Source organism: Sorangium sp. So ce145 (assembly GCF_051525985.1).
Lineage (GTDB): Bacteria > Myxococcota_A > Polyangia > Polyangiales > Polyangiaceae > Sorangium > Sorangium cellulosum_B.
On record NZ_CP150315.1, the window covers coordinates 9114548 to 9141413 of the forward strand.

General features: G+C 71.6%; 21 protein-coding genes and 1 CRISPR repeat array. Of the genes, 10 read left to right on the forward strand and 11 right to left on the reverse strand.

Annotation, left to right across the window (positions count from 1 at the left end; translation table 11 throughout):
• Positions 1 to 582 precede the first annotated feature (582 nt).
• The 3 genes from WMF34_RS33800 to WMF34_RS33810 all read left to right on the forward strand — a co-directional run bounded on the left by WMF34_RS33800 (position 583) and on the right by WMF34_RS33810 (position 4880).
• Positions 583 to 1995 (forward strand): spondin domain-containing protein, encoded by a 1413-nt coding sequence (locus tag WMF34_RS33800; RefSeq protein WP_012239241.1) that lies wholly within the window; start codon positions 583 to 585, stop codon positions 1993 to 1995.
• Positions 1996 to 2302: 307 nt separating this feature from the next.
• Positions 2303 to 3211, forward strand: coding sequence for an alpha/beta fold hydrolase (locus WMF34_RS33805; RefSeq protein WP_437990385.1), 909 nt, complete (start codon positions 2303 to 2305; stop codon positions 3209 to 3211).
• A gap of 745 nt (positions 3212 to 3956) precedes the next feature.
• The gene (locus WMF34_RS33810) at positions 3957 to 4880 is read left to right on the forward strand and encodes a hypothetical protein (RefSeq protein ID WP_437990386.1); all 924 of its coding nucleotides are present in this window, start codon (positions 3957 to 3959) and stop codon (positions 4878 to 4880) included.
• Between the two features lie 161 nt (positions 4881 to 5041).
• On the opposite strand, the gene WMF34_RS33815 is transcribed toward WMF34_RS33810, so the two are convergent.
• The 5 genes from WMF34_RS33815 to WMF34_RS33835 all read right to left on the reverse strand — a co-directional run bounded on the left by WMF34_RS33815 (position 5042) and on the right by WMF34_RS33835 (position 10659).
• Positions 5042 to 6052 carry a cupin-like domain-containing protein gene (locus WMF34_RS33815; protein ID WP_437990387.1) on the reverse strand — a complete coding sequence of 337 codons (1011 nt, stop codon included), beginning with the start codon at positions 6050 to 6052 and terminating at the stop codon, positions 5042 to 5044.
• A gap of 68 nt (positions 6053 to 6120) precedes the next feature.
• Positions 6121 to 6401: direct repeats of the CRISPR family, unit length 26 nt; unit sequence GGCGGCGGCATCGGCGGGATGATCTC.
• A gap of 313 nt (positions 6402 to 6714) precedes the next feature.
• Positions 6715 to 7980 (reverse strand): hypothetical protein, encoded by a 1266-nt coding sequence (locus WMF34_RS33820; protein ID WP_437990388.1) that lies wholly within the window; start codon positions 7978 to 7980, stop codon positions 6715 to 6717.
• 78 nt (positions 7981 to 8058) lie between these two features.
• On the reverse strand, positions 8059 to 9066 hold the full coding sequence (locus WMF34_RS33825) for an RNA polymerase sigma factor (RefSeq protein WP_012239248.1): 1008 nt from the start codon (positions 9064 to 9066) through the stop codon (positions 8059 to 8061).
• Positions 9063 to 9650 carry a dihydrofolate reductase family protein gene (locus tag WMF34_RS33830; RefSeq protein WP_437990389.1) on the reverse strand — a complete coding sequence of 196 codons (588 nt, stop codon included), beginning with the start codon at positions 9648 to 9650 and terminating at the stop codon, positions 9063 to 9065. Before WMF34_RS33830 ends, WMF34_RS33825 begins: the two co-directional genes overlap by 4 nt.
• Positions 9651 to 9882: 232 nt before the next feature.
• Positions 9883 to 10659: a DUF1287 domain-containing protein gene (locus WMF34_RS33835; RefSeq protein ID WP_437990390.1), complete on the reverse strand. Its 777-nt coding sequence runs from the start codon at positions 10657 to 10659 to the stop codon at positions 9883 to 9885.
• A 184-nt stretch (positions 10660 to 10843) separates the two neighbouring features.
• Between WMF34_RS33835 and WMF34_RS33840 the strand changes: the two genes are divergently transcribed.
• A complete protein-coding gene (locus WMF34_RS33840; RefSeq protein WP_437990391.1) occupies positions 10844 to 11578 on the forward strand; it encodes an iron-containing redox enzyme family protein in 735 nt (244 codons plus the stop codon).
• Between the two features lie 112 nt (positions 11579 to 11690).
• Positions 11691 to 12686, forward strand: coding sequence for a hypothetical protein (locus tag WMF34_RS33845; RefSeq protein WP_437990392.1), 996 nt, complete (start codon positions 11691 to 11693; stop codon positions 12684 to 12686).
• A 13-nt stretch (positions 12687 to 12699) separates the two neighbouring features.
• Here WMF34_RS33845 and WMF34_RS33850 read toward each other — a convergent pair whose 3' ends face one another.
• Positions 12700 to 13995, reverse strand: coding sequence for a serine hydrolase domain-containing protein (locus tag WMF34_RS33850; protein WP_437990393.1), 1296 nt, complete (start codon positions 13993 to 13995; stop codon positions 12700 to 12702).
• Positions 13996 to 14342: 347 nt separating this feature from the next.
• Between WMF34_RS33850 and WMF34_RS33855 the strand changes: the two genes are divergently transcribed.
• Positions 14343 to 15950 carry a sigma 54-interacting transcriptional regulator gene (locus WMF34_RS33855; RefSeq protein ID WP_437990394.1) on the forward strand — a complete coding sequence of 536 codons (1608 nt, stop codon included), beginning with the start codon at positions 14343 to 14345 and terminating at the stop codon, positions 15948 to 15950.
• A gap of 68 nt (positions 15951 to 16018) precedes the next feature.
• The gene (locus tag WMF34_RS33860) at positions 16019 to 16399 is read left to right on the forward strand and encodes a hypothetical protein (protein ID WP_437990395.1); all 381 of its coding nucleotides are present in this window, start codon (positions 16019 to 16021) and stop codon (positions 16397 to 16399) included.
• Between the two features lie 292 nt (positions 16400 to 16691).
• On the opposite strand, the gene WMF34_RS33865 is transcribed toward WMF34_RS33860, so the two are convergent.
• Complete coding sequence (locus WMF34_RS33865; protein WP_437990396.1) at positions 16692 to 17201, reverse strand: DUF4267 domain-containing protein; 510 nt, start codon at positions 17199 to 17201, stop codon at positions 16692 to 16694.
• Positions 17202 to 17216: 15 nt separating this feature from the next.
• On the opposite strand from WMF34_RS33865, the gene WMF34_RS33870 reads away from it, so the two are divergent.
• Positions 17217 to 18152 (forward strand): cupin domain-containing protein, encoded by a 936-nt coding sequence (locus tag WMF34_RS33870; RefSeq protein ID WP_437990397.1) that lies wholly within the window; start codon positions 17217 to 17219, stop codon positions 18150 to 18152.
• 121 nt (positions 18153 to 18273) lie between these two features.
• On the opposite strand, the gene WMF34_RS33875 is transcribed toward WMF34_RS33870, so the two are convergent.
• From WMF34_RS33875 to WMF34_RS33890, 4 genes are all read right to left on the reverse strand, one after another.
• Positions 18274 to 19053: a hypothetical protein gene (locus WMF34_RS33875; protein ID WP_437990398.1), complete on the reverse strand. Its 780-nt coding sequence runs from the start codon at positions 19051 to 19053 to the stop codon at positions 18274 to 18276.
• 460 nt (positions 19054 to 19513) lie between these two features.
• The gene (locus WMF34_RS33880; protein WP_437990399.1) at positions 19514 to 20482 is read right to left on the reverse strand and encodes a hypothetical protein; all 969 of its coding nucleotides are present in this window, start codon (positions 20480 to 20482) and stop codon (positions 19514 to 19516) included.
• Complete coding sequence (locus WMF34_RS33885; RefSeq protein ID WP_437990400.1) at positions 20479 to 21018, reverse strand: RNA polymerase sigma factor; 540 nt, start codon at positions 21016 to 21018, stop codon at positions 20479 to 20481. The genes WMF34_RS33880 and WMF34_RS33885 overlap by 4 nt, the downstream gene beginning before the upstream one ends.
• A gap of 122 nt (positions 21019 to 21140) precedes the next feature.
• Positions 21141 to 22208: a hypothetical protein gene (locus WMF34_RS33890; protein ID WP_044966440.1), complete on the reverse strand. Its 1068-nt coding sequence runs from the start codon at positions 22206 to 22208 to the stop codon at positions 21141 to 21143.
• 808 nt (positions 22209 to 23016) lie between these two features.
• Between WMF34_RS33890 and WMF34_RS33895 the strand changes: the two genes are divergently transcribed.
• Together WMF34_RS33895 and WMF34_RS33900 are read left to right on the forward strand one after the other, a co-directional pair.
• A complete protein-coding gene (locus WMF34_RS33895; RefSeq protein WP_437990401.1) occupies positions 23017 to 24897 on the forward strand; it encodes a thrombospondin type 3 repeat-containing protein in 1881 nt (626 codons plus the stop codon).
• Between the two features lie 101 nt (positions 24898 to 24998).
• Complete coding sequence (locus WMF34_RS33900) at positions 24999 to 26837, forward strand: hypothetical protein (protein ID WP_437990402.1); 1839 nt, start codon at positions 24999 to 25001, stop codon at positions 26835 to 26837.
• The last annotated feature ends 29 nt before the right edge of the window (positions 26838 to 26866 follow it).

A 26866-nucleotide genomic window follows, 5' to 3' on the forward strand; every position in this document is an offset into this window, starting at 1 on the left:
AGACTTCCACAATTCTCAATGGCTACACGGCGGGACACGGGCGGCTGACCCCTCTTCCGGTGTGGCCCGACGCGAGCCCAACCGGCCGCCTTGTGATCTCCGGTATGGACGAAGGTCACCCCCGGCCCACGAGGCCCTGCCGCCCGCGTTGCTGCTGCTGCCCGCGCCGGTGCCGCCGCCCGAGCGCCACGCTCGCGGCGATCGAGTGAAAGCTGCGGGCGTGCTGACCCCTCTACGCGAGCCGCGGTTTCGCCAGCGCTGCGGGCGTGCCGAGCGGGGCGCCGCCGGGTCGATCACAGAGGAGTCCGAAGTGAGGCGCCCACGCGCTCGAGGCGACCGACGGCCGCGCTGAACAATTCTTCCCGAGCGCGATCGTGCAGGCGCGTGCGAGGGTCGCGAAACCGATCTGCACCCGCCGCGTAGCACCCTCGAACCACGCGCCACTGGCCATCGCGGGCCGACGCGGGCGCCCGCGGCCGCTCCGGTCTCCAGCGCGTTGGAGGAACGATCGCTGCACGCCGCTCGCCGCGGCGGGGGCGATCCAGTTCGCGTCATCTCATTCACTGCTTCTGGAGGATCGTCATGAAGATTCGGCGTCGCACGCTGTCGGCCATGTCCCTTGTCCTCACCCTCGCCGCTGCTTGCAGCGATGGCGGAGGCGGCGATACCACAGGCGCCGGCGGCATGGGCGGGGAAGGCGCTGGCGGATCTGCTGTCGGGGATGCGGCCACGAGCTTCGAGGTGACCATCGAGAACGTGACACCCGCGCGGGATTACCGGGTGGCCGGCGTGTTCAACACGCCCGTGGGCGAGAGCATGCCCGGACCGCTCTTCCCAGAGAAGAGCTTCGAGTTCCGCGTCGGCGCCCTGCCAGGCGACAGCCTGTCGTTCACGACGATGTTCGGGCAGTCGAATGATCTGTTCTATGCGCCCGATGGCGCCGGGATCGCGCTCTACGACGAGGCGGGCAACCCGGTGAGCGGAGACGTGACCGGCCAGGTCCTGCTGTGGGACGCAGGCAGCGAGGCCAACGAGGAGCCGGGCGCGGGGCCGAACCAGGCGCCCCGGCAGAGCGGCCCGAACACGGGCGCCAAGGACCCGGACAACACGGTGCGGCTGGTCCAGGATGGCTATACCTACCCGGCGGTCGAGGAGGTCATCCAGGTGATCGTGACGCCGGAGCCGGGCAATGAGTTCACGATCCGGATCACCAACATGTCGGAGGTGGGGACGCTGATGCCCGAGGGCGGGGAGCCAGCCGCCGTGCCGCTGTCGCCGGGGCTCTTCGTGGTGCACACGATGGAAAACCCGCTGTTCACGGTCGGGCAGGCGTACCCCGGTAACGGACTGGAGGCGCAAGCCGAGGACGGGAACCCGATGATGCTGCACGAGGGGGTCATGCCCCGCGCGGGGCTGACCTCGCCGGCGGCGCCGGGCGTCGCGGTGGTGCACGGGGCCGCAGCGCCGCTGTTCAGGTCGGGCGAGGCGGACCGGAGCAAGGGACTCGAGATGCTGGCCGAGGACGGGAACCCGACCACGCTCGCGGAGTCGCTGGAGGCCGAGGTCGGGGGCGAGAGCGGGCTCTCGTCGGTGCTGGTCTACGACACGCCCGTGGGCGCCTCGATGCCGGGGCCGCTGCTGCCCGGCGCGAAGTTCAGCTTCAGGGTGACCGCGCGGCCCGGCGAGCGGCTGAGCTTCGCGTCGATGCTGGGGCAATCGAACGATCTGTTCTTCGCCCCGAGCGAGGAGGGGATCGCGCTGTTCGACGCGAGCGGCGAGCCGGTGAGCGGCGATGTCTCCGACCAGGTCTCGATCTGGGACGCGGGCACCGAGGCCAACCAGTGGCCCGGCGTGGGCCCCGACCAGGCGCCGCGCCAGGCCGGGCCGCAGATGGGCGCCGACGATCCCACGGACCGGGTGCGCTCCGTCGATGACGGTTATCTGTATCCTGCGGCCAGCCAGATGCTGAAGGTGACCATCAGCCCGGCGCGGTAGCGGGGACCACGAGCAGCAGCGCTGGCTGCTGAATCACGGCCCCGGGGACGCCCGGGGCCGTTCACGCGTGACCTCCGAGCCTGTCGCTCACGCAAAGGCCCAGTTCTCCTACCTCGGTAGACCGCTCGCGCTCGAGCGTGGCTGACCTCAGCAGAGCCTGCGGGCGCCGGCCAGTGGCAATGAGCCGGCAGCGAGCCGATGCGAGCGGCGGACTCGACTACCGGTCCGAGCTTGCTCGCCCCTCGGGTGCCACCGACAACCCGAGCAGCTGGTCGCGAGGTCGCGCATGCTACCGTCCGTTCCGATCATGGAAGGCTCGATCCTCCGGCACATCGTTGCAAGCGATGGGACGCGCATCGCGTGGCACACGCACCAGCGCCCAGGCGACGAGGTGCAGCTGCGGGATCGAGCGCCTGTCGTCCTCACGAACGGCCTCAGCACGACCGAGAACTTCTGGAAGCACCTCGTCAGCGCGCTCGCAACGACGACCCACCTGGTCCACTGGAGCTACCGGGGTCACGGGCAGAGCGAGACGGCGCGCTCGGGCGACTACGCCATTCCGACCCACGCAGACGACCTTCTCCGGGTGACGGAGGCGGTCCGTGCTCGTAGTACGTTCGCCGGCGCGCCGGTGCACATCGCCTTTTCCATGGGCGTCACGGTGCTGCTCGAGCTCTACCGCCGCCGCCCAGATCTCGTGCGCGCGATGGTGCTCATCGCCGGCGGCGCCGATCACCCTTACGCGTCGAGCGCCGCCTTCCGGATCCCCGGCGCGCGCGCGGCCCTCCGTGTGGCGCTCCGGACGGCGGCCCCCATCGTCCCTCGTAGTGCGCCGGTCGTGCGCCGCGTCACGGCGTCCAAGGCCCTCTTCCCCCTGGGCCAGGCCACGGGCGTCTTCGGGCCCGAGGCGCCTCGGGAGGAGCTCGAGCATTTCCTCCGCGCCGTCGGGACCATGGACCTTCGCGCTTACTGGGAGTCTCTGCGGTCGTTGATGGAGGCACGCGCGTCGGACGTCCTCCCCCAGGTGCGGGTGCCGGTCCTGGTGATCGCGCCCGAGCGCGACGTGATGGCCCTGCGGGCCGATCTCGACACGCTGCGCCGCCTCATTCCGGGTGCCGAGTGGATGATCGTGCTCCGCACAGGCCACGCGATGCTCCTCGAGGCAGGGGGCGCGGTATCGGCCCGCATACAGGAGTTCTTGCTCGGCCTACAGTAGCCAAGAGCCCATGGGCCAAGCTCCCGCCACCTGCACAGCCGCCTCGCCTGTAGCCGCTCCCTCCTCGCGCGGTGTCGCCGGGCGCGCTCGGTCCACAGGTGCCTATCGGTCTTGTCCCTCTCCAGCGGCAACAGACTGGACAGGACACGGGCATGATCGCCGAAGAGGAGGCTCGGGTGTACGAAGGAATTGTCACCTCGAGCCGGACCGCTTCGATATCACCCGGCAGCAGAGCCGGCACCTGACCTTCGGGAGCGGCGCTCATTACTGCCCCGGGGCCTCGCTCATCCGGATGGAAGTGGAGGAGTCGGTGCGCGCCCTGCTCTCGCTGCCGCGCTGGGAGCTCGCCGAAGAGACGTTGAGCTACGCCGGCTCGAACCTGCAGGACCGCGGGCCGAGCTCGCTGCGCGTTCGCTTCCCCGCAGCCTGTAGCGGGCGGGCTCGGCCCATTGGCCGGCGCGCCGCTGGCCGCTGACGCCCCGACCGAGGCGGCCACCCGAAAAGAGACAATCACCCAGCTCCTCGAGGACGTAGCCAGCGATCTGGAAGGCACGAGGGGCGCCGTGCGTCCCGATCGACGCAGGCCACGGATCGCCGCAGGAATCCTGGCGACACGCTCCGCACCGGACACGGCGAGCAGCGCACCGGTGGCGGGGACGATGGTACCAACCAGGCTCTTGCGGCGGGCGCTCCCGCTCGATATTCAAGCTGGACGATGTACCGTGCATCCGACGATGCGGCCCTCGTGCGAACGGCCGAGGCGCAGGTCCTCGCGAGCTACGCCGCGCTCGTGCAGGTCGTGGCGCGTGTCGCGGCCCTCAATGCGCGCCTCGTGGAAGGCGGGGTGGCTCCGATTCCGCTCGCCACGTACACGCCGCCGCCCGCCGCGGTGGGGGTGCCGGCCTCCGTGGATCTCCTCCAGGGCCAGCGCGCGTACTACACCGGAGAAGCAGCTCGCCTCGGCGAGGCCCTCCGCGCGATGGAATCGGTGCTTGCCCAGCGCGCTCGTCCTGTCGCGCCGCTCCGGCCGGGGCCGCGCGCCGTGCCTGCCGCGTACGTCTTCGCGGAGCTGTCCCGCGGGGCATGGTCCTTCTTCAAGATCGCCCTGTTTCCTCCCTTCACGATGCTGATCGCGCCGTTCCTGCTCCTCCCGTGGTACGCTGGGCCGCTCGCGGGCGCCGCAGCGATGGCTGCGTTCCTCGTCGTGCTCTGGGGCGTGTCGTTGGCGGTCGCGACGAAGCGCTTGCGGCTCCTCGCGCGCGGCGAGGTCGGCACGGTGCTCCAGAAGAGCGAAGCGTACTCGGGCGTGCGGCTCAGGAACTGGCCCGTGCTCTGGACGAACGGCTGGGACATCTCGCTGCGCGCGTACTCGGGCCTCGGCTCGGTGACGACGCTCACGGTGCAGACCCCGCGCGGACGCATCGCGCAAGTCACGGTGCGTACGGGGCCATCGTTCCGCGGCGTCGTGCTCGTCGATCCCGAGACGGGCGGCGGCCTGGCGAACTGCGACTTCGCCTCCGCCCCGCGGCCGGATGCGCGGGGCGAATGGGACCCAGCTCTCCCGGGGCGCGTCTGGGCGGCGGCCTGTTTCTCGGTCGTCGCGTCGCTCGCGCTCGCCACCGCCACGACCGTCGCCGCGCTCGTCTCTCTGGATCTCCTGGCGTTTTAGCTCGAAGCTCGCTCTGCGGAGCTGCCCACTTCCCCGTGTGCCGGGGCACGATCAAGACCGATTTCACGGATGGCCGCGGAAGGGGTATGCCTCCAGGAAGATAGGAATGCTCCTGCGACCACGTGAACGTTCACGCTGGTGACCGATGGTCGAGCGTCTCGCTAACCGATGTTGCTCGGCCGGTACCAGTCGAAGTCGTTGTGGAACGGAAAGCTGTTGATCCCCAGGCTGATGCTGGCGTCGAGCGCGCGGACGTGGTGCCACCAGCCCACCGGGATGAAGAGCGCATCGCCCGGCTCGAGCACGACGTCCTTCACGAGCACCGGGGCCATCGGGTCCTTCTCCGGATCCCGACCGGCGTACATCGCGCGTGCGCCATCGAACAGCGACGTCTCGAACGGCGCGATCATGCGGTAACGCTTCCTGCCATACACCTGCCCGAACAGGATGTTGGACGTGTCGTAGTGCAGCGGCGTGACGGTCCCGGCAGGGCCGAGCCAGAGCGCCGAGGCGCCCAGCAGCCGCTGCGCGGCGCAGTACCCGTCCGGGAGCACCACGTCGTCCAGTAGCGCGCCGAGTTTCGTCCGCTCGAGGACGCGGTTGTTCGCGACCATGTAGAAGTCGTTCGTCTCCTCGTTCGCGGCGCCGGCGATGCGCGCGACGAAGTCGCGCAGCGGCGTGCTCTCGGTGTGCCGCGCCGCGTGCATGTCGTAGTCGGGATCGCTCTGGCGTCCTGTCGTGACGTCGACCACGACATCGCCGAAGCGCTCGGAGAGGTACGCCGGGGTCCACCGGCCGAAGGCGGGCCAGCGGGTCACGACGTCGGTCAGGATAACCGGGATGTTGCCGGCGACATAGACGTCGCGGAGCTCCTCGCCAGACACGCCGGACCGCCGCGGGATCCCCGTCGGATCGCAGGCGACCGACGCCATTCTCTGCTGGAGCCGCGCCAGCATCTCGTGCCGCCGCGCCGACCTCGCGAAGGGCCGAGCGGCGACGAAGATGGGCGAACGGACGATGGCCGAGAGCAGCTCTCCGGCCTGCGTGCTGCTGACGCCGGCCGCCTGGAGCTGCTCCGAGATCTGGCCCTCGGGCACGCCGCGCAGCAGGTTCTCCGCGGCCCAGCGCCACCACTCGGGCGCAACTTCCAGCTCGCGTTCCTGTTCGCCCATCTTCGACCTCACGATGTTGGGGAGCGCAACGGTGCGACGATCGAACGCCTCACTTGCACGGGGGAGGAGGCGGCGGCATCGGCGGGATGATCTCCTCGCCCGGAGGCGGCGGCGGCGGCATCGGCGGGATGATCTCCTCGCCCAGAGGCGGCGGCGGCGGCGGCATCGGCGGGATGATCTCCCCCTCGTCCCCGACCGGCGGCGGCATCGGCGGGACAATCTCGCCGCCGTCGCAGTCCGGAGGAGGCGGCGGCATCGGCGGGATGATCTCCTCGTCCGGAGGCGGCGGCGGCATCGGCGGGATGATCTCCTCGTCCGGAGGCGGCGGCGGCATCGGCGGGATGATCTCGCCTTGATCGGGGTCGTGTCCCTCGTCGACGCCCGGAGGACCACAGGCGACGACGAAGACGGCAGCCGCCGCTACAGCCGCTCGAGACACCCGCTGCACCAGGGCCGCCGTCCGAGGCGGCGGCGTGGGCAGCGGCGATAACAAGGCTGCATCGTCCGAAAGAACGTCACGTGACATGAACACCTCCGCTCAACGCAGCGTGCAGGACATGTGCCATCTCGCTACCGCCGGATATCCCTGAAGATCTCGCCTTCTACAGCGCCGCCCGACGCACCCGTCGCGCGTGGCCCAGAGTGGCTCAGCAGCGCGCGGCTCACCGCAAGGCCCGCGCGAGCGCCGCCTCGTCGACCTCGTCCTCGGCGGCGCGCTCGAGCGCCGCGCGCAGCGCATCGTCCGCGGTGGCCCCCGCGGCGACGCGGATGCGCTCCTGCGCCTCGGGGTGGCCGGCGACGCGAAGGAGCAGGGCGGCGCCCACCCGGCGATCCCGCGGGGCGCTCACGTCGTCGAGGGCGAGGAGCGCGTCCTCGGGGGTCAGGCTGGCGGCGCGGTAGTCGCCGGCGGCGAGCAGCTTGCGGAGGTCCTCGCGCCAGGCCGCGAGGTCGCGGCCGCGCCGCTCCAGCGCCTCGGCGCCGCGCGGCGCCGCGCCGGCGGCGGCCCCCTCGTGCGCATCGCGGATGCGCTGCGCGAGCGCCTCGGTCAGGGCTTCCCCCGTCCGGAGCACGAGAGGGATGCCGCCGCCTCGGCGAGAGAGAACGAGCCGATCACCGCGCATCCCGACCGAGTTGAGCTCGGCGTAAGGGACCCAGACGGACGAGAAGGGCCGATCGATGCGCACGCCGTCGGTGCCCACCACGACCTGGGTGCGGCGCGCGGCGCGACGGAGGAGCCACGTCGACGCCAGGGCGAGGGCAAACCACGCCACGATCGGCCCGGCGCTGCGAGAGGCCGGCAGCGGCAGGGCGATCGCCGCGATCACGATGAGCCAGAGGATCATGAAGAGCGGCAGGCCGACGCAACCGGCCGCGAGCTCGCGGTGGACGCTGCCGAGCGAGACAGCGACGCGCCGCTCCGTCGGGCCCATCCCGAGGGCCGCGAGCAGGCGCGCGCCCTCCTCCTCCCGCGCGACCTGCACATCGATCACCCGCCCGCGGCTCAGGCGGAGCTCGACGCGGACGCGCAGATCCGACAGGACCATGCCGGAGCGGATCTCGGCGCGCGGGATCGAGCGCTCCACGGAGCCGAAGGCGAAGCGCAGCCCGGCCGCGTCCGCGGTCACGCGGACCGGCCGCTTCCAGCGGATGCCGGTGGTGATGGCCAGGGCGCTCGCGAGGGAGAGGCCCAGCGCGGCGACCACGCCGGGCACGGTCATGGCGAGGGCGCTGAGCGCGAACCCGCGGAGGCTCGGCTCGCCCAGCGCGCTTGCGAGGATCACGGCGAGCACGCTGGCCAGGAAAGGCCCCGCGATCGCGAGCAGCGCGAGGCCCGCGAAGATGCGGCCGAGGCCCTCGTGGCGCACCGCGAGCCGGTAGCTCGTGAACTCGAAAGCAGGTCCGGAGGTCGCCCCCATCGCCAGGGCCATTCTGCGCCCTTTGTCGGGGAGACCTCCAGCACGTACTTGTCGGCTTGCCCCTCGGCGTGATTCGCCGCGCTCGAGTCGCTAACCGTGGATCCAGTAGCGGTAGCCGTTCGTGCGGAAAGGCACGTCGAGCTCGCGGCAGATCTCGGCGATCACATCGGGGGTGAAGAAGTAGTTGCGGATGCGGGCGATGTGCTCGCCGTCGGTCTCGACGGTCCAGACGGTGCGCACCGCCGGTCCGGTGTCGTGATCGAACCAGAAGAGCAGCAAGAGCTCGCCGCGGTGCTCGCGCACCTCGCAGCGCGGCGGGCCGCCGAGGTAGCCGACCAGGTGACGGGCGTCGACCCCGCCGGCGTCGGTGGTCGTGATCGGCGAGAGGCTGCCGACGAACGACCCGGTGCGCGGATCCGCCGGGGGCTCGCGCCCGTACTCGGTCACCACGCCGACGATCTCGGTGATCGAGCTGTCGAGGAGCAGCGAGGTCAGGGCCGGCAGGTCGCGGGCGTTGAAGGCGGCGCAGAAGGCGTCGAGCACGCCCGGCGCGGGCGCCCGGGGCTCGTCGGCCTCGGGCGCCACGAGCTTGCCGCGGCCGCGGTGCAGCGCCGCCTTGACGGCGCCGACCGAGGTCGAGAGCGACGCGGCGACCTCTTCGAGCGAGAAATCGAACACGTCCTTGAGAACGACCGCCGCGCGCTCCTGGGGCGACAGGTGCGCGACCAGGGTGCCGGCGGCCTCGCGCGACGCCCGCTCGTCGGGCGCGTGCCCTGGCGCCACGGGCGCTGCCGCGGGCTCGCCGAGCGCGTCGCGCTCGAGCCGCTGCCGCCGGGCGCGGTCGATCCAGAGGTTCGACGCCACCCGGAACAGCCAGGCGCGCGGGTTGGGCAGCTCGTGGAACAGGGTGCCGAGCGTGACGAAGCCGCGGGCCATCGTGTCCTGCACCAGGTCCTCGGCGTCCCACGGGCTCCGGGTCAGGTAGCGGCAGTAACGGTACAGCTCGGGCCGGAGCGGCTCGAACACGTCGAGGAACCGCTGCCATGACGCCTTCACGTCATTGCTCAGCTCGCCGAGGTCGCGCGGCTCGTCGCTCATGACCAGACCGGCTCGTAGCACAGGACCGACAGCCCGCCGCCGAGGTTCTGGGTCCGGATCTGCCGCAGCGAGAGGCGCTTGTCGCGGCGCGCGAACAGCGGCGTACCGCCGCCGAGCACCACGGGGTGCACGATCAGGCGGAATTCGTCGACCAGGCGGTGCTCGATCAGCGTCGACACCAGCGCGGCGCCGGCCCACGCGACGATCGGCTTGCCGGGCTGCCGCTTGAGCGCGGCGATCTCCTCGGGGCCGCGGGCCACGCGGGTGTTGGCCCACGCGGCGTGCGTCAGGGTCCGGGACAGCACCACCTTGGGCAGGGCGTTCATCTTGCGCGCGAACGCGAGGTCCTGGGGCGAGCGCGGGTGGGCCTCGGCGTCGGGCCAGTACTGGAGCATGAGCTCGTAGGAGGTGCGCCCGTACACGGCCAGGCCGACGGAGTCGATCATCTCGTCGCAGTACCGCTCGAACTGCGGGTTGCCGTCCTGGAACCAGTCGAGCTCGCGGCCCGGGCCCTCGATGTAGCCGTCGAGGGAGGTGATCATGGAGACGTAGAGGCGTCGTTCGGTCGGGGTCGTCGTCGTCATGGCCCACCGACGAACGGCGCGGCCGGAAGGATACGGGGGGCGAAAAAAAATTGTCGGGAGGAGAGGAAGACGGAGAGATTCACAGGGAGACGGGGAGGCGGGGAGGCGAGAGATGGGGATCGGTCGTTCGAACCTGCAGGCTCGGCGCCGGCGGCTTCGGACGGCATCGCTACGGGGCGGCGAGCAGGCTCGAAGGAGGATCCCCACCTCTCGCCTCTCCACCTTGCTCTGTCTATCTCTCTCTCCTCCCCGTCTCCCCGTCTCCCTGTGCACTCTCTCTTGCTCTGTTGCCTGTCCCTGAGCGGCTCAGACGGAGCCTGAAGTGGCCAAGCACGGTCCACGCGTCAAGGGCGTCATCCTCGCTCGGCGTCGGCCCGATGTTGTGCAGGACGAGCGGGAGGCCGCGCGGCCCCTTGCGATCGCTGACGATGCCCACGTGATCCGGCGTGCACGAAGGGCACGGCTTGAGGGCCCAGACCACGATATCGCCAGGCTCCCAGGTGCGCGCCGCGGCCTCGTCGAACGTCCTGGGAAGCGACGTGGCGTGGGCGCGCAGGTAGGTAAGCATCGGCCCGACGCGGCGATGATCGATGTTGCGATCGGGACGCTCGACCGTCGTGTAGACCGCCCGGCGCGCGAGGATGTCTTCGTGGATCTTCTCCTGGAGATCGACGCCAGCGGCGCGGACGGCACGGACGACGACATCGGTGCAGACGCCGCGATCGGGGGCCGGATCACCGTTGGGGTAACCGATCGCGACCCACGCTGGATCGTAGGTGACGCCACGGGCGACCTCGAGGCGGGCGCGGGCGACGATCGGATCGCCTGACGCGGGCGCGATGGCAGGCTCGGCAGGAGGCGCCGGAGCAGGCTCAGGCGCGGGCGCGGGCGCCTCCGCGCGTCCAGGCCCAGCGGCCGACGCGTGGCGGCTCTCGCGCGGAGCAGGCCCTTGCGAGCCACAGGCCACGAGGGTGACCGCGGCGACGAATCCCCAGGAACGTGAGCTCATGGCGCGTCATCGGCCGGAGCGGGCGATCTGTGACAAGGACGGCGCACGAGCGCCCCCAGGCTCTCGAGCTCCCCCGGTCTGCCCTGGCGGCGCGCCGCCCTCCGCGCGACCTGCGACGACGGCGCTGGGCAGACGCCGTTGGTGCTGTACAACCAAGGCTCACCCCTTGCCGAGGAGCTGCCGCATGACGCGTCGTCTTCAGGAACGCCTGCTCGCGATCATGGACCGCAAGAACCACTGGGCCTGGGCGCACCTCACCGGCCCCGGCCTCACGCGAGACCAGCTCGCGGTTCACTTCAGGCACGAATACCGGGTCTACGTGCGCGACTTCCCGGTGCTGCTCGCGCGCGTGCTCGGCCAGTCGCCGCCGGCCGCGGTGCGCAGCGCCCTCGCCGAGAACCTCTTCGAAGAGCAGACGGGCAAGCTCTCGCTGGGCGTGTCGCACCCGGAGCTCTTCCTGGAGATGATCGACGGCCTGGGCATCCCGCGCGCGACCATCGAGGACGAGTCGCTCCCGCTCGAGCCCGAGGCCCACGCCTACCGGACACTGCTCGACCGCGCGAGCGCGGCGCCGCCGTGGGTCGTGGGCGCGGCGGTGCTGACGATCTTCGTGGAGGGCAGCGTGCACGAGCGCGCGGAGCTCCTCGGGCAGCGCGAGGCGCCGCCGATCGAGGAGGCGCTGCGCGCGCACCCGATGGTGCGGCACTACGGGTGTCCGCCCGAGCGCATGCGCCTGGCGAGGGCGCACCGGGCAGTCGAAGGAGGGCACCGGCGGGACGCGTGGGAGATGGTGCTGGGTCACGCGCCGGACGAGGGTCCGACGGCGGACGCGGTCGCGTCGGCGGTGGCCGCGGCGCACGCGGCCTGGCTGGCGTACCGGGATGGAGTCGCGCGCGCCATGGGGCTCCGGCAGGCCTGAGCCGGCCCCGGCGCACTCCTCCGGTTCTGCCTGACACGCGCGGGGTTCACTGATAGAATCGCGCGCATCGCTTGGGCCGTTCTGCGCCCGTTTCTTGAGGAGATCTCCCCGTATGTCCTTCTCGGCTCGTTCCTTTGCCTTCTTTGCCATGTACACGCTCGCGTCCGTGGCCGCGTGCGGCGGCGAATCCAGCTCCGGGGCCGGCGGCGCCGGCGGGTCGGGCGACGACGCCGCGGGCCCGGGCCCCGGGAGCACCTCCTCCGGCCCCGGCGCGACCAGCGGCGGCGCCACGAGCGGCGGCGGCGGCGCCACGAGCGGCAGCGGCAGCGGCAGCGCGACGACGAGCAGCGGCACGGGCGGCGCCGCCAGCAGCAGCGCCGCGAGCAGCGGCTCAGGCGACGTCACCACGACCACCACGAGCACCGGAACCGGCGACACAACGACCAGCACGGCGGCGACCGGGGGCACGGATCCCGGCGGGTGCAGCATCTTCTGCTCCGACTTCGAGGGCGGCTCGCTGCCTTCCGAGATCCAGTTCTTCCCGGACTACCTGCGGCCGAGGATGGGCGAGTTCGTGACGCTGGACAGCACCGGTCACAGCGGCTCGCGCTCCGTCAAGGTCACGGGCACGGACTTCAGCCAGATGCTCGGCGTGGCCGTGCCGAGCAAGTTCTGGGGCAGGATCTACCTCAAGAGCGCCACCGACATCCAGATGGGCCACAACACGTATGTCGCGGCCGTGGAAGGCAACGGGGATCCCAACAACGGGGAGCAGATCCGCATCGGCGAGCACCAGTGTCAGCTCGAGCTGAACCGCAAGAGCGACGACAAAGAGATGCTCTCGAACGGCGGAATGTACATGTGCAGCGGCGGCGTGAAGCTCGTCGCGAACACCTGGTACTGCCTCGAGTTCCACTACGACGGGCCGGGCCGCTCGGTGAGCGTGTTCGTGGACGGCACCGAGGTCAACGCGATGCACGTCACGGACTGGGGCCCGTACGACTACAAGCTCTTCAAGTTCGGGTTCGAGAAGTACCACGGCGGGGCCAAGACGATGTGGTACGACGACCTCGCGCTCCACTCGGAGCGCGTCGGCTGCGGCAAGTGAGCCCGCGCCGGGCTCAGTCGTCGATGACGGCGTTGACGATCCCGTCGAAGAACTCCGTGTTCCCGACCGCATCGAGCATCCGGTTCCAGCCGATCTCGTCGAACGGCGTCGGCACGCCGTGGTTCGTCAAGATGACCCCGATCAGCTCGCGGCGGCGATCGATCCACAGGAAGCACCCGGTGCCGCCCGCCTTGCCGTAAGAGCCGCTCGAGAGGCGCGACCCGCCGCTGGAGAAGCGGTGGGTCGCGAGCTCCCAGCCATAGCCCTTGGGCGTCAACAGGAGGTTCGCTATCGGCGATACGTCGGTCTCCGACGCCCTCACCTCGGGCGTCTGGTTGCTCACCATCGCGGCGGCGGCCTGGCGGCTCAGGACGCGGACGCCGCCGTACCTGCCGCCGTTCAGGATCATCTGGCAGAACACCGCGATGTCCCGCGCCGTCGAGAAGACGCCATCACAGCCGGCGATCCCGCCGAGCGCGTGATCCTGCTCATCCTGCACCTCGCCGCGCAGCACCCTCCCCCGGAGCTCGGAGTAGCCCGTGGCCGCGGTCCGCGAGATGAGCGCCGCCGGCGGGTTGAAGGTCGTGTCGCTCATGCCGAGCGGGCCCCAGATGCGCGCCTTCGCGAAGGCGTCGAGATCCATGCCCGAGGCGACCTCGATCACCCGCCCGAGGAGGCGGTAGGTGAGATCGCTGTAGAGCACCTGCGTGCCAGGCACGTACTCGAGCGGCGCCTCCGCCATGCGCTGCCAGACGCGCTCGGCGTCCGGGTCGTCCAGGAACTGGCTGTCCAGCGGCAAGCCGGCCGTGTACCGGAGCATGTCGCGCACCTTGATGGCCTGCTTGCCGTTGGCCGCGAACTCCGGGATGAAGTCGGCCACCCGATCGTTCATCCGCAGCACGCCGTCCTCCACGAGGATCACCGCCGACGTCGACGTCGCGAGGACCTTGGTGATGGAGAGCAGGTCGAACAGCGTGTCGAGCGTCATCGGCTCGTCCGCGCCGCGGACCCGGGAGCCGAACGCCCGGTGCCCGACGATCCTCCCCCGCCGCGCCACCAGGGCGACCGCGCCCGGGAAGAGGCCGTCGGTCACCCGTCGCTGGATGCGCGCGAAGACGTCCTCGATGCGCTCCGAGCACAGGCCGACGCCCTCGGGCCGCCCAGGGACGAGCCGCTCGTACGTCGTCTGGATATGCGCCTCAGCCACCCTGGCCGACAGGACCGCCGGCGCGAACGCGGCCACCGCCGCCGTGCGGCCCAGCCCCTGGAGAAGGCGCCTGCGATTGAAAAATCCATGCTCGGTGCACATGCTCGCTCCTGATCCGTGATCCGTGGGGGGCCGGGTCGCGCCGCTGCAGAGCCCGCTCGGGCGCGCTTTCGCGCGCCGTCGCCGAGGTCGCCATCGACGCTCGCGAGCGCCCGAATTCCTGGACAGCAGGAGGTGTGCCGAGCAGCGGACCCAGCGATTCGCGGCGCCGCCGCGCGAGAGCGCCGGCGGACCGGTGCGCCGATCGTGCACCCGCCTGCACGATCGGCCGCGCGATCGCCCGCGCGGTGCCGGCGCTCTGCACGGTCTTGCACGATTCGTGCAAATCTTCGTGCAGATCAACGCCGAACCAGCGCACGGCGGCGCGCGGCGCCGCGTAGGATGTGCTCGTGGACGAAGGCTTTCCCGGCAGCGATGTGCGGGGCTCCTGCGCGACGACGCTCCGGCTCGCGATCGTGGCCGGCAGCACGATCACCTTCGCCCCGCTGCCGCCCCACGGCCGCGTCGTCCTCGGGCGCGACGAGGGGTGCGACGTGCGGATCGACGATCGCTCGGTGTCGCGCCGGCACGCGGCCCTCCACGTCGGCCCGCCGCTCCGGATCGAGGACCTCGGGAGCGCCAACGGCACCTTCGTCGGCGAGCCGCAGGCCCGCGCGCTGACGGCGCGCACGCACCGCCTGCGGCGCCTCTCGCGGGAGAGCGCCGAGGTCGGCGTCGGCGAGCGCTTCAACCTCGGCGCGACCACCGTCGTCGTCGGCCGCGCGCCCGGCGGGGCGGCCGAAGAGCCCGACCGCGGAAAGCCGCCCGCGGACATCGTGCTGCTGGCCCCGGCGATGCTGGCGCTCTACGAGCAGGCCGCCCGCGCCGCGCGGAGCCCCATCAGCGTGCTCATCCTGGGCGAGACGGGGGTGGGCAAGGAGGTGCTCGCCCGGACCCTCCACGCGCGCTCTCCGCGGTCGAGCGGGCCTTACGTCGAGCTGAACTGCGCCGCGCTGCCGCCATCGCTCCTCGAGGGCGAGCTCTTCGGCCACGAGAAGAGCGCCTTCACGGGCGCCAGCCACGCGCGCCCTGGCCTGCTCGAGGCGGCCCACGGCGGCACGCTGTTCCTCGACGAGATCGGCGAGCTGCCCCTCGCGTTCCAGGCGAAGCTGCTCCGCGTCCTCGAGGACCGGAAGGTGCTCCGCATCGGGGGCCGCACCCCCCGCCGGCTCGATCTCCGCTTCGTGGCGGCGACCAACCGCGATCTCGAGGCGGAGATCGCGCGCGGCGCCTTCCGCCAGGACCTCTACTTCCGGCTGAACGGCATCTCCCTCGTCGTCCCGCCGCTCCGCGAGCGGGTCGCCGAGATCGGCCCGCTCGCCGGCAGGTTCCTCGAGGAGGCGTGCCTGCAGCTCGACCAGCGCGGCGCGCCGCGCATCTCGCCGGAGGCGCTCGCCGCCCTCGAGGCGTACGCCTGGCCGGGGAACGTGCGCGAGCTGCGCAACGTGATCGAGCGCGCGGCGGTCCTGTGCGCGGGGGAGTCGGTCCTGCCCGCCGATCTGCCGCCGCACCTGATGAACGGCGCCACGCCCCCGTCGAGCGGCGCCGCGTCGCGGCCGAGCGGCACCATCCCCCCGCCGCCGCCATTGCCGCCGAGCGGCGCCGCGCTGCCGCCCAGCGGCGCCGCGCTGCCGCCCAGCGGCGCCGCGCTGCCGCCCGCCGGCGCCGCGCCCCCGTCGAGCGGCGACGCCCCCCCGTCGGGCCGCGCCGCGCTGCCGCCACCTCCGCCCAGCGGCACCGGGCTGCCGCCGGCCGACGCGCCGCCGCCGAGCGGTGACGCCCTGGCGAGGCTCCGGCTCGAGATGAAGGCCGCCGACCGGCAGCGCGTCGTCGAGGCCCTCGAGCGGTCCGCGGGCAACCAGACGCGCGCCGCCAAGCTCCTCGGCGTCTCGCTGCGCACGCTGATCAACCGAATCGACGAGTACGGCATCCCGCGGCCGCGCAAGCGGTCGCCCTGAGCGCTCACGAGCGCGACGGAAGCGCCGCACCCCCGGCGCCCAGGGCGCGGGACGCCCGCAGAGGAATCATGACGGACAACTATCGAGCAGAACAGTTGTTTCCCATAGCAGCACCGCAATGGATTCAAGGCGACGACGGTGTATGGGTGCGTGACTGGGAAGTGCGTCTGATCGCGGCGCCAGATGAGCGGCAACTCGACAAACTGATGCATCTCTCAGAAGAGGGGATCGACGTCGTAGCCACAATGAGCCAGGACGGACGCACGATACGTCTGCGAAGCGCCACCAGGTTAAATCCGTTCGGCGATGACATCTTCCATGGCTCAGCCTATCGAATGCTGCGTAGGATCGATGGCGAGATAGGGCGCATCGAGTTGATTCAAGGGCAACCTAGGGGAGCCTGGCAGCCCTTTCGACAGTCCACACTGGGACACGATCGCGATTCCTAAGCAGACCTATGCACGATCACTACCGCTTTGACGGGGTTAAGGACTACGGCATCCCGCGGCCGCGGAAGCGGTCGCCCTGAGCGCTCACGAGCGCGACGAGAGCGCGGCGCGCTCGTCCGCCACGCCCAGCGCGGGCCTTGACGATGGGCGGCGGCTCGGTGGGGATGCCGAGACGGATCAGGAGCGCCACGATGGCTTCGCGCTCGGAGACGTCGGCGAGGAGCCGCCGGCGCCCACCACTCCCTGTGATCGACCATCGCCCCGATCGGACTCCTTCAAGCACCTGGAAGGATCACGCACGGCGGCGGAGCTGCAGCGCGCCGAGCGCGATGCAGAACACGGCGGTGCCCCAGTGGATCGCGAGGTAGCCCGGGTGAGCGCCGCGCCACGCGAGCACGATGGCTCCGTCGACGACGGGGATCACGGAGCCGAGGAGCAGCGCGAGCGCCGCGGCGCGCCGCTCGCCAAGGAGCGTGAAGGCGATGAGCAAGGCGCCGACGGAGAGGTCGCGCGCTCCCTTGGCGACAGCGTACGCGGCGAGGCCAGCGAGCGGCACGCCGAAGGCCGCAGCCGCGGCGCCGGGGACAACCAGGAAGCGCGCGCCGATGAAGCACAGGGTGAGGCCGGTGAGCAGCGTGGCGATGCCCGCGCCGCCGAGGCGGCGCGACGGGAGGGACGAGGCGGAGGAAGCGACGGTGGCGTTGTCCATGGGCTGGATGTAGCCCTCGGCGGACGCGCCCGCGATGGCCGACGCGCGCAACGAATGTCCCCAGACGCTCACGTTGCGCGCGTTCTGGATCATCGTTAGGATCGCACCATGTACCAGGATGATCCGCTTTCGAGCCGATTTTCCATGGCAAAACTCTCGTCCGAGCTCGTCTGCCGGACCGCTGCGCGAGGGGCCTGGGCGCTCGATCTTCCGGCGCGTCCGATCCTGGTGCTCCACCACGTGACCGAGGGGAGCTGCGTGCTGCGCGCCGGGCGAGAGGCGGTCTCGCTCTACCAGGGCGACGTGGCGCTGGTGCGACCGAACGTGGGGCACCGCGTCGACCACGGCGACGCGAGGGCGAAGCCCGTGCTCCTCGACCGGTGGCTCGAGGTCGCGCGAGAGGAGGACGGCGAGCGCGTGCTCGGCCGCGGCGCCACCGCGGCGCGCGCGCTGTGCGGCGTGTTCCGGTTCGAGCACGACGCGCTTGCCCCCTTGCTGCAGGTCCTGCCGCCGGTGATCCACGCCGGCGCGCGGGCCATCGAGGCGCGGCCCTCGTTTGCCGACGCGCTGGCGCGCCTCCGGAGCGAGCTGCGCGAGGCGCGCCCGGGGGCGGGGCTGGCTCGCCGTCGCTGGCTCGAGCTCATCCTCATCGAGCTCGTGCGGCTGCTCGCCGACCGCGAGCCCGCGAAGCTCGCCGCGCTCGGCGCCACGCAGGACGTCGTCGTCGCCCGCGCGATCGCCGAGCTCGTGCAGGACCCGGCGCGCGCGTGGGACGTCGACACCCTGGCGCGAACGGTGGGCGTCTCGCGCGCCACGCTCGCCCGGCGGTTCCTCGAGGCCACGGGCGCGCCGCCCATGGCGTACCGGGCGACGCTGCGCACCGAGCACGCGCGCCGCCTGCTCCGCGAGACGACGCTGTCGAACCAGCAGATCGCCCACGCGGTCGGGTTCGCCACGGTGCAGGCGTTTCAGCGCGCGTTTCGGCGCGAGACCGGGGCGACGCCGTCGGCTGTCCGCGCGCAGCTGCGCGCCGCGCACGGCTGAATCACCGCGCAGGAGCGTCGATCAGCGCGTGGCGTAGATCGAAACAAGCAAACGTCTCGTTCGCTCGGGAATCGCCAGCCCCTCGACGAGAGGATTCTTCTCCGTCACGGAGCCAGGGATGTCAGGGGCATCGAGCTGCGGTGTACTCGCCGTTGGCGTCGAAGTCGTGGGTATCGGTGCCGCTCAGCCGGATCACGACCTCCGCGGCGTCGATGCTCACGATCTCCATCGTGCCGGACCTGAAGGAGCCATCCCCCCACCAGCAGCCGCCCCTGTCAGGGCGGCTCACAGTGTAGTACGAGAACAACACCTCCGGCGCGCTCAGATCGATGATGCCGGGCACCTGCAGCGCAGGGGGAATGCTGATGCTCCACTGCCAGTTGCCGCAGCCGGTGGTCCCGGATGGATCCGAGCAGCGGCTCACCGGGGAGCCGAAGACGATGAAGAGATCGTTCGGAGAAGTGCCCGGCCCGGCGGACGAACCGGTCCCGGACTCTCCGGGGGACTCATTCCTGAAGAACGCGATCGCGCCGGCCGTCGCCGGCCCGGAGCCGCTCCCGGTCGAGGCGGAACCGCCGGCGCCTACCGACGAGGCGCCCCCGGTGCTGGAGTCGCCGCCACTCCCTACCGACGAGCCGCCCCCGGTGCTGGAGTCGCCGCCACTTCCGACCGACGAGCCGCCCCCGGTGCTGGAGTCGCCGCCACTCCCAACCGACGAGCCGCCCCCGGTGCTGGAGTCGCCGCCGACGCCGCCGCTGCCGGTCCCATTGGCGCCATCCTCGGGCCCGGCACCTTGACCGCCGTCGTCGCTGTCATCGCCGACCTCCACCAGGGCGGTGCATCCGGCGCCGAAGGTCTGGAGCATCATCAGCCCAAAGAACAATGAAATGGATGTGTTCACGAGGCGTCGCATTCGTATCTCCCCGGGCCTGTCAGCGCAGCCCGTTGTCACTCCATGAATGGCGTCGTTCGTCTGTTTTTATGATCTCCTGATCGATCTTCGTTCGGGTACGACGGCGGGCCTGAACAAGGCGGCGGCGCTGGATCGCCTCGAGGCCGCGCCGGCGAGAACGGTGAGCCGCAGCGCAGGAGCGGCGAGCGGCGCTCAGGGGCAGCGGAGCGCGTCGTGGACGCCGCTGACGTCGATGCCGAAGGTGTCTGTCCCCTCGAGCTTCACCACGAGCTCCGCGGCATCGCTGCCCACGAGCTCGACCGTGCCGTCGAGAAAGCCTCCTTTGCCGCGAGCAGAGCAGTCGTTACAACCGGCGTCCGGTGTGGCAACGCCGTGAGCCGGTGACCTCGAGAGATCCGCCGATCGGCGCCCTGGCCTCGCCGGGGCGACGGCAGCCCGCGGCCTGCTGTCACCGCTGCGCGCCTCTCAGCTCCGGAACGAGGATCTCGAGCCTGCGGCGGTAGGCGGAGCTCGGGTGCGCCGCGACGAAGCGGTTCGCGCGCGCGAGCGCCTCGCCGCCGCGGCCGAGCGCCTTCAGCGCGCCGACCGCGATCACCTCGCGCTCCTGGGCGAGCGCGCCGCCCGGGAAGCGCGCGAGGTGGGCGTCGGCGAGCGCGAGCGCCTCCGCAGGGCGCGCCGCGAGCGCGTCCTGCGCGCGCTGCAGCAGGCCGAGCTCCGTCTCCGCGTCGGGCAGCGCCGCCTGCGCCGAGCCGCCCGCCGCAGGCGCGCCGGTCGTCGCGGCGGACGCGCGCGCGGGCAGCGGCGCGCCGGCCGTCACGGCGGACGCGCGCGCGGGCAGCGGCGCGCCGGCCGTCACGGCGGACGCGCGCGCGCGCGGCGGCTCCGAAGGACGCGCGCGCGGCGGTTCCGCAGCGGGGGGCGCCTCCGCGGGCACCTCCGGCGCCCCCGCGGCGGACGCCGCTGCGGCCCCCGCCGTGGCTGCGGCCGCGACCACCGCCGCGCCGGGCGGCGCCAGCGGCGCGGCGGGCGGCGGCTGCGAGCGCGACGGCATGAGCCACACCGCCCCGACGAGGACGACGCCGAGCGCCGCGCCGACCGCCAGGCCGGAGAGCACCGACGGCGGTGCGATAGCCCCGGTCGCGGCGATCCCCGCCGGAGCGTGTGTTGCCGGGGCGCTCTCGCCGACGCCGGTCGCCGGGGCGCCCGCGCCGCCGCCGGTCGCCGGTCCACCGCCACCCGCGGGGCCGCCGGGGTCCTTGCCGCCGCCCGGTCCGCCCGGAGGGTGGAGCGGCAGCCGCGCCGCGAGACGCGCGAGCTGCGCCTTGTCCGGCGCGTCGCGCCGGGCCGCTTCGAGGGCCAGGCGGAGCACGTCCGAGCCGCCCTCCGAGCCGATCTGCTTGCGAGGATCGCCGCTCATACGTTGCTCCCCTCGGTGATCCGCGCGGCCCCGCCCCGCGGCGCGCCGAGCTCGTACCGGCGCATCGCCGCCTCGATCTGCACCCGCGCCGCGCGCAGCCGCGAGTACGCCGTCTGCAGCGGGCACCCCGCCGCCTTCGCGATCTCCGCCATGGGCACCTGCTCGATCTCGTACAGGACGAACACCGCGCGCTTGTCGTCGTCGAGCTGATCGAGCGCCGCGTCGAGCCGGTCGAGCGCGCGGCGGCGATCGAGCGTCTCGTCCTGCGGCGCGGCCATGACCTGCTCCGGAACGGCCTCGGCCACCTCCTCGCGCCGCCGGTGCGGCCGCCGCCGGTACTCCGACGCGAGCCGCAGGCAGATGCCGTAGAGCCACGTGCGCAGCGCCGAGCTGCCGTCGAAGGTGTCGAGCTTCCGATGCACCGTGAGGAAGACTTCCTGACAGACGTCCTCGACGTCGGCCTCGCCGACGCCGAGCCTCCGCAGCACGCGCCACACGTACGCCGCGTTCTCTTCGAAAATCTCCTCGAGGGTCATCGCGAGAGGCCGGGGCGCAAGGAAGCCGGGCCCTGACCTTGATGGTCGCGAGCGCGCGGTTTTCTGAAAGAAAAGCGACGCCGGGCTTCGAATCAGAAAAATCAGCGGAAGCTACGGAAGTATCACGGGAAATCGACGCCAATAACGACGTCCGCCGCCCCGGCGAGCGGCGCCATCCGGAAGACCTCGCGATCCCGGCCCTGCGCGTCGATGTAGTAGAAGGTGTCGCGCACGATCGGCACGATCAGCCCGAGCCCGCCCCCCACGGTGAGCGGGCCGGCGAGCTGCCGGGTGAGGCGGACGTCGAGCGCGCCGCCCGCGGTCAGGCGCTCGTCGGCGCGGTCGACGCCGAACCCGAGGCCGCCGACCTGGAGCGCGCCGAGCCGGACGCCCGCGCACGCGGAGAGCCGCGTCTCGCCCCCGAGCGAGACCGGGCACGCGGACACGAACCCCTCGCCCCAGGAGAAGCGCGTCGAGGAGGCGCCGGTGGTCGCCTCGTTCGGGAGCCAGATCGCCCCCCCGACCTCGAACGACCAGGACCGCGGGGGCGTGAGGCGCGCGCGGAGCGCGGCGGCGATGCCGGGCGAGGGCAGGAGGCCGAGCCCGAAGAGCGGGCCGGCGCCGACCTCGACGCGCCACGGCGCCGGCGGCGGAGGTGCCGGCGGCGGGACCGGGACCAGGACGCGCTGCACGATGACCTGCGGCGCCGGCGGCGAGGGCGCGGGCGACGGCGCTGGAGGCGGCGCCGGCGCCGCCAGCGGAGGCGCGCCGGGGGACAGCTTCGCGCTGGGGTCGATCATGAGCGCGATGGCCAGGGCGAGCTCGTCGTCGATCGCGCTGCAGCGCGGCGACGCCGTCGCGATCTCGCGCGTCCCGAGCACCGCGCCGCCCGCGTCGGCGACAGCGATCTCGGCGCGCCACCCGCCCGTGCCCCCCGGCTCGATGCGCCCTTCGACGGTGAGCTCGGCGCGGGCGGCCGAGACGAGCGCCGCGCGCCCGAGGCGCGCCTCCACCGCCTGCGCGAGCGCGCGCGCCCCGACGCACGCCTCGGCGCCGGCGAGCCGCACCCAGCTCAGCGACGCGGTCTGCTCGCCGGACGACGCGCGCGCGGGGCGCGCCGCGGCGACGAGCGCCGACGCGGCGAGCGCCGCAGCGACGAGCCCGAGGCGCGCTGCGCGGGGCGCGGTCACGGGCCCGGCGAGGCCGCGATCCCGACGTAGGTGGGCTCGGCGACCTCGGCGACGCGGCCGGTGGGCCAGAGGGCGCCGGTCGCCTCGCCCGCGGCGTGCTGCGCCCGCGTCCGGCGCCCGAACGCGGCCTCGCGAGGATAGCCCGCGCAAAGCCATTCCGACCTGTCAAGAATTTCCCGCCAACGACCGGCAGTCGACATAACGTTCAAAGGTACGATCCACTGATCCGCCTACAAAAATCAACAGACCCAACGAGCTCACTCGGCTGTGGTGGTTCGTCTACACCACGCTGGAGCCGAGGCTGCTCGGCGCGCACGATCTCTTCCTCGTTCTGGACGGCGATCCCTGCGCGCTGTCCGATTCGGAGGACTCCGCGACCGTGGACTGCGCCGATCTCGGGGATCGCCGGGACGGCTGTCTGATCCTCGTTCACGCGCGCCTTCCGGCGCGTGATCGGCGGGACCCCGGGGGCGTACCAGCGCGGACACGAAAGCGGAGCGAGGCCGGAAGACGCGCACGGGAAGGAGTCGAGGCGGCCATCGTCATGACGGTGGCGTTCGAGCCTCCAGCGACCCCGCCGCGGCGATCCTCACCGGACGGTGAATTTTGGCAAGCGCTGTCGCATCTAGGGTGGGAAGCGACGAACTCTGGACCGTGCAGCTCGACGGGCGCAGCGCGGCCCGGCGGGTCTCCGGGCAGATCCGATGTGCTCCCTGCCCCGTGCGCTCCGGTGCGAGCGCCCCGAAACCGAGGAGGAACGATGCGCCTTCACCGCAAAATTGGCTTTTTGCCATTCTGTACGCCTGGCTTGTTGTTCGGCTTCGCGCTGCTGCCCGATGCGGCGCACGCGGCCACCACCGCGATCACGTACACCATCGCCCACGCCGACTGCGGCGCGGACACCAGCTTCGCGCTGTACATGAACGGCACGCTGCTCGACACCGTGCCAAGCTCGAACGACTGCGGGTGCAACGTCTCGCCGCTCCGGGCGAGCATCACCGATCCGGCGTTGCTCGAGCTCTACAACCCCATGAGCTGTAACGACTTCCGGGTCGCGACGGTCGGTGATCATTTCGTTGCGTGGGGCTACGTGCGCATCGACGTCGCGTCGGACGAGGGGGCGGCGTCAGCGTGTCTGTTCGACGGCAACCTGTCCCGCCCCATCGCGCGCTGCGCCGATCGGGATATCTGCCTAGGCTACGCGCTCAATGCCCCCTCCGTGGGGAACCTGGACGGGGATGGCGACGGCGTCACGGCGGGTGCGGGCTCGGGGTGCGACAACTGCTTTGACGTCTACAACCCGGACCAGAGCGACGCCGACGGCGACGGGTTCGGCGACGCTTGCGACCGCTGCGTGGGCCCGGGGTCGTACGACGTCGACCGCGATAGCTTCTGCGACGACGGGGCGGACACCTGCCCCTACGACTACAACCCGGACCAGAGCGACGCCGACGGCGACGGGTTCGGCGACGCTTGCGACCGCTGCGACGGATCAGGGTCGTACGACGCAGACGGCGGTAGGCTCTGCGACGCCTGCTACGCGTCCGCGGACTCCGACGAGGACAACGACGGGATCTGCGACTCGGTGGACAACTGCTACTACTACAACCCGGACCAGTTCGACTTCGACATTGACGGCGTGGGCGACGCTTGCGACTACTGCGACCGAGGAGGGACGTCCGACCCCGACGCAGATGGGCTCTGCGACTTGGCGGACAACTGCCCCTACTACGGCCACCCGGACCAGAGCGACATCGATGGCGACGGCGTGGGCGACGCCTGCGACAACTGCGCGAGCGGGGCGAACTCCGGCCAGGAAGACAGCGACGGTGACGGGATCGGCGACCCCTGCGACGAGTGCGTAGGCCCAGAATCGGACGCCTTCGACTGGGATGGGCTCTGCGGAGTGGCGGACAACTGCGACTACCACTACAACCCCGACCAGAGCGACGCCGACGGCGACGGCGTAGGCGACGCCTGCGACAACTGCGCGGCCACGCCGAACCCCGGCCAGGAAGACGGCGACCATGACGGCGTGGGCGACGCCTGCGACGTCTGCTTCCGGTCCGCGAACTCCGACGGGGACACCGACGGGATCTGCGACTCGGCGGACAACTGCGTGGGCTACCATAACCCCGGCCAGGCCGACAGCGACGGTGACGGCGTCGGCGACGCGTGCGACCCCTGCGTGACGATCCAGCGGGGCACCTTCGGCCAGGTGGCGGACACGGCGATCTGGGCGCTGTACCCGAGCTACAACGAGGGCAGCTCTTCCTATGTCCACACGGGCCTGAGCAACGGTGCGGAGAAGAACGCGCTGTACCGCTTCGAGCTCGACTCCATCCCGTACGGGGCCACCGTCGCGTCGGCCACGTTCAGCACCACGCTCTACAGCTCCGGCACGGGCGAGATCCGGGTGCACCGCATCAACGCCTCCTGGGCGGAGTCCACGGTGACCTGGAGCAGCTTCGCCGACAGCTTCGAGCCGGCCGTCGAGGCGACGTTCCTCGGGGCCTCGTCCGGCGTCGCGACCGTCGACCTGACCGAGCTCGTCCAGGCGTGGGTCGACGGCGTGCACCCGAACCACGGTTTCCTCCTGGAGGAGGACCTGACGGCGCGCACCAGCTACCGCTCGAGCGAGCACGACATCCTCGGCGACCGCCCCTCGCTCGAGGTGTGCTTCCACTGACCGCCTCCTGACCCCGGCCGCTCCCGCCGCGTCGCGGGCCCGCCGGTTGAACGGGGCGAACCGCGGCGGCATCAGAGCCGCGTGCTAGCCCCGGAGGCCCCATGCGTTTCCCTCGGACGCTCGCCGGTTGCGCGGTCGCGTCGTGGATGTCCCTCTCGACCACCTCCGCGCTGGCGGAGGTGGTCCTGGACCAGATTCAGTTCTTCGGACGAACCACCTGGAGAAAAGATGACAAGAGCGCAATATCCGACTTCAACAACATCCAGGTCAGCATCGCCGCAATACCGTACGAAGATGTCTATTCCGTCGAAGCGGAATACGCAGGGGTGACGACCCCGCTCACCTTCAACGACTACAACGATCGCTACTACGCGACGATCGACACGAGCGCGGTGCCCTACGGCCCTCACACCTTGACGTTCACCGCGTACGACAAGCTCGGAAGGGCGTCGACGCGGCAGTATACCGTGCACAAGTACGCGCCGCCCAGCGTCTGGGTGGCGAGCCCGCGGCCAAACCGCACGCTGACCGGGGACACCCGCATCGCTGCGACGTGCGTGGGGACGCCTCCCTATTCCTGCACGCAGCTCAAGGCGCGCGTCCGGAGCCAGGTGCGCGATGAGGTGCTGGTGGGCGTCCCGTCGTCGGTGCCAGGGAGGATGGACGTGCTGCACTCCCTGTCATCGCCGCTTCAGTCGGGCGAGGTGCTCACGATCAGGCTCGAAGCGACGGACGACGTGGGCCCCATCTGGTACGGGCCGACCCTCGGCGGGGGACTCGGCTTCCACGACTGGGCGCTCCCGCGCGTCTACGTCGAGCGGAGCCCGAAGCTCACCGCCGTCCAGCGCGCCCCCGGCGCCATCCTCGATTTCGACGCGACGCGCGTCCTGTTCATCGATCACGCGCTCCAGATCGGCGTCGTCGATCGCATGACGCAGCAGGTGACGTGGCTCGGGGAGCTCCGGATGCACCATGATTGGATGCACAAGCCTGGTTACGGGGCGCTCACGCCGTCTGGCGTCGCCATGCAAGCGTGGTACGGATATGTCTTCCTGTGGAAGGACGGCGCGCTGGACCGGACGCCCAGGCAGGGCCGCCTCGACGCGGTGAACGGCGATACGCTCCTGTGGACGAGGGCCGACGACGACGAGGCCATCGTGCACACGTTCTCGACAGGCACCGAGACGAGCTTGTGGCTCGACCCTGGCAGCGCGTCGCCGTTCCAGGCGGACATCACGGCGTCAGGCGACACCTACTACAGCACGCACGAAGAGCCGTGGATCCGCGGGCCCGGCGAGATCCGCCTCGGGAACCATCCCGGCTACTTGCAACGGCCGATCACCGACGGGACGAACGTCGCCGGCCGGTGGTGGAACGGGTCCGTGAGCTCGAGCTACCTCTACACGGCCGGCGGCGCGGAGGTGTTCCTCGGCGACTCCAGGACCGGCGATGCGGCAGGGCTGCTGCTGCACGCAGGGTATGCGGCCTACCTGAAGAGCGACGGGGCCGTCAACCAGGTATGGCTGCGGACCCCCGCGGGCGACGAGCACCAGCTGAGCGACTTCGCAACGCCGAGCCGGTTCGATCAGCAGGAGCTGCGCATCGGGCACGACGGCATCAGCGACACCGGCGAGGTCATGTTCCTCAACGACAAGAAGCGTTACATCGGGCGGCCTGGCGCCGCCCCGGAGGAGATCAGCAGCGACCTCGGACACGGGCGCTGGTTCGACGGGGACTGGTACGTCACCCTCGGTGACACCTTGTTCAAGGTGGCGAGCGCAGAGGCGCCGGCCTTCCTCGCCGCGCTGCCGGGCGACGCGGCGCTCGTCAACGCCTGCCTTCAGGGCGACCGAGCTGCCATGTCTGCAAGCCCCGATCTCACGAATGAAAGGCATCGGACGTTTGCCTCAGGGAAAACCCGGGGAAAGCCTGAAGGATGACCCTGGCCCGCATCCTGCTAAGTGTGTAG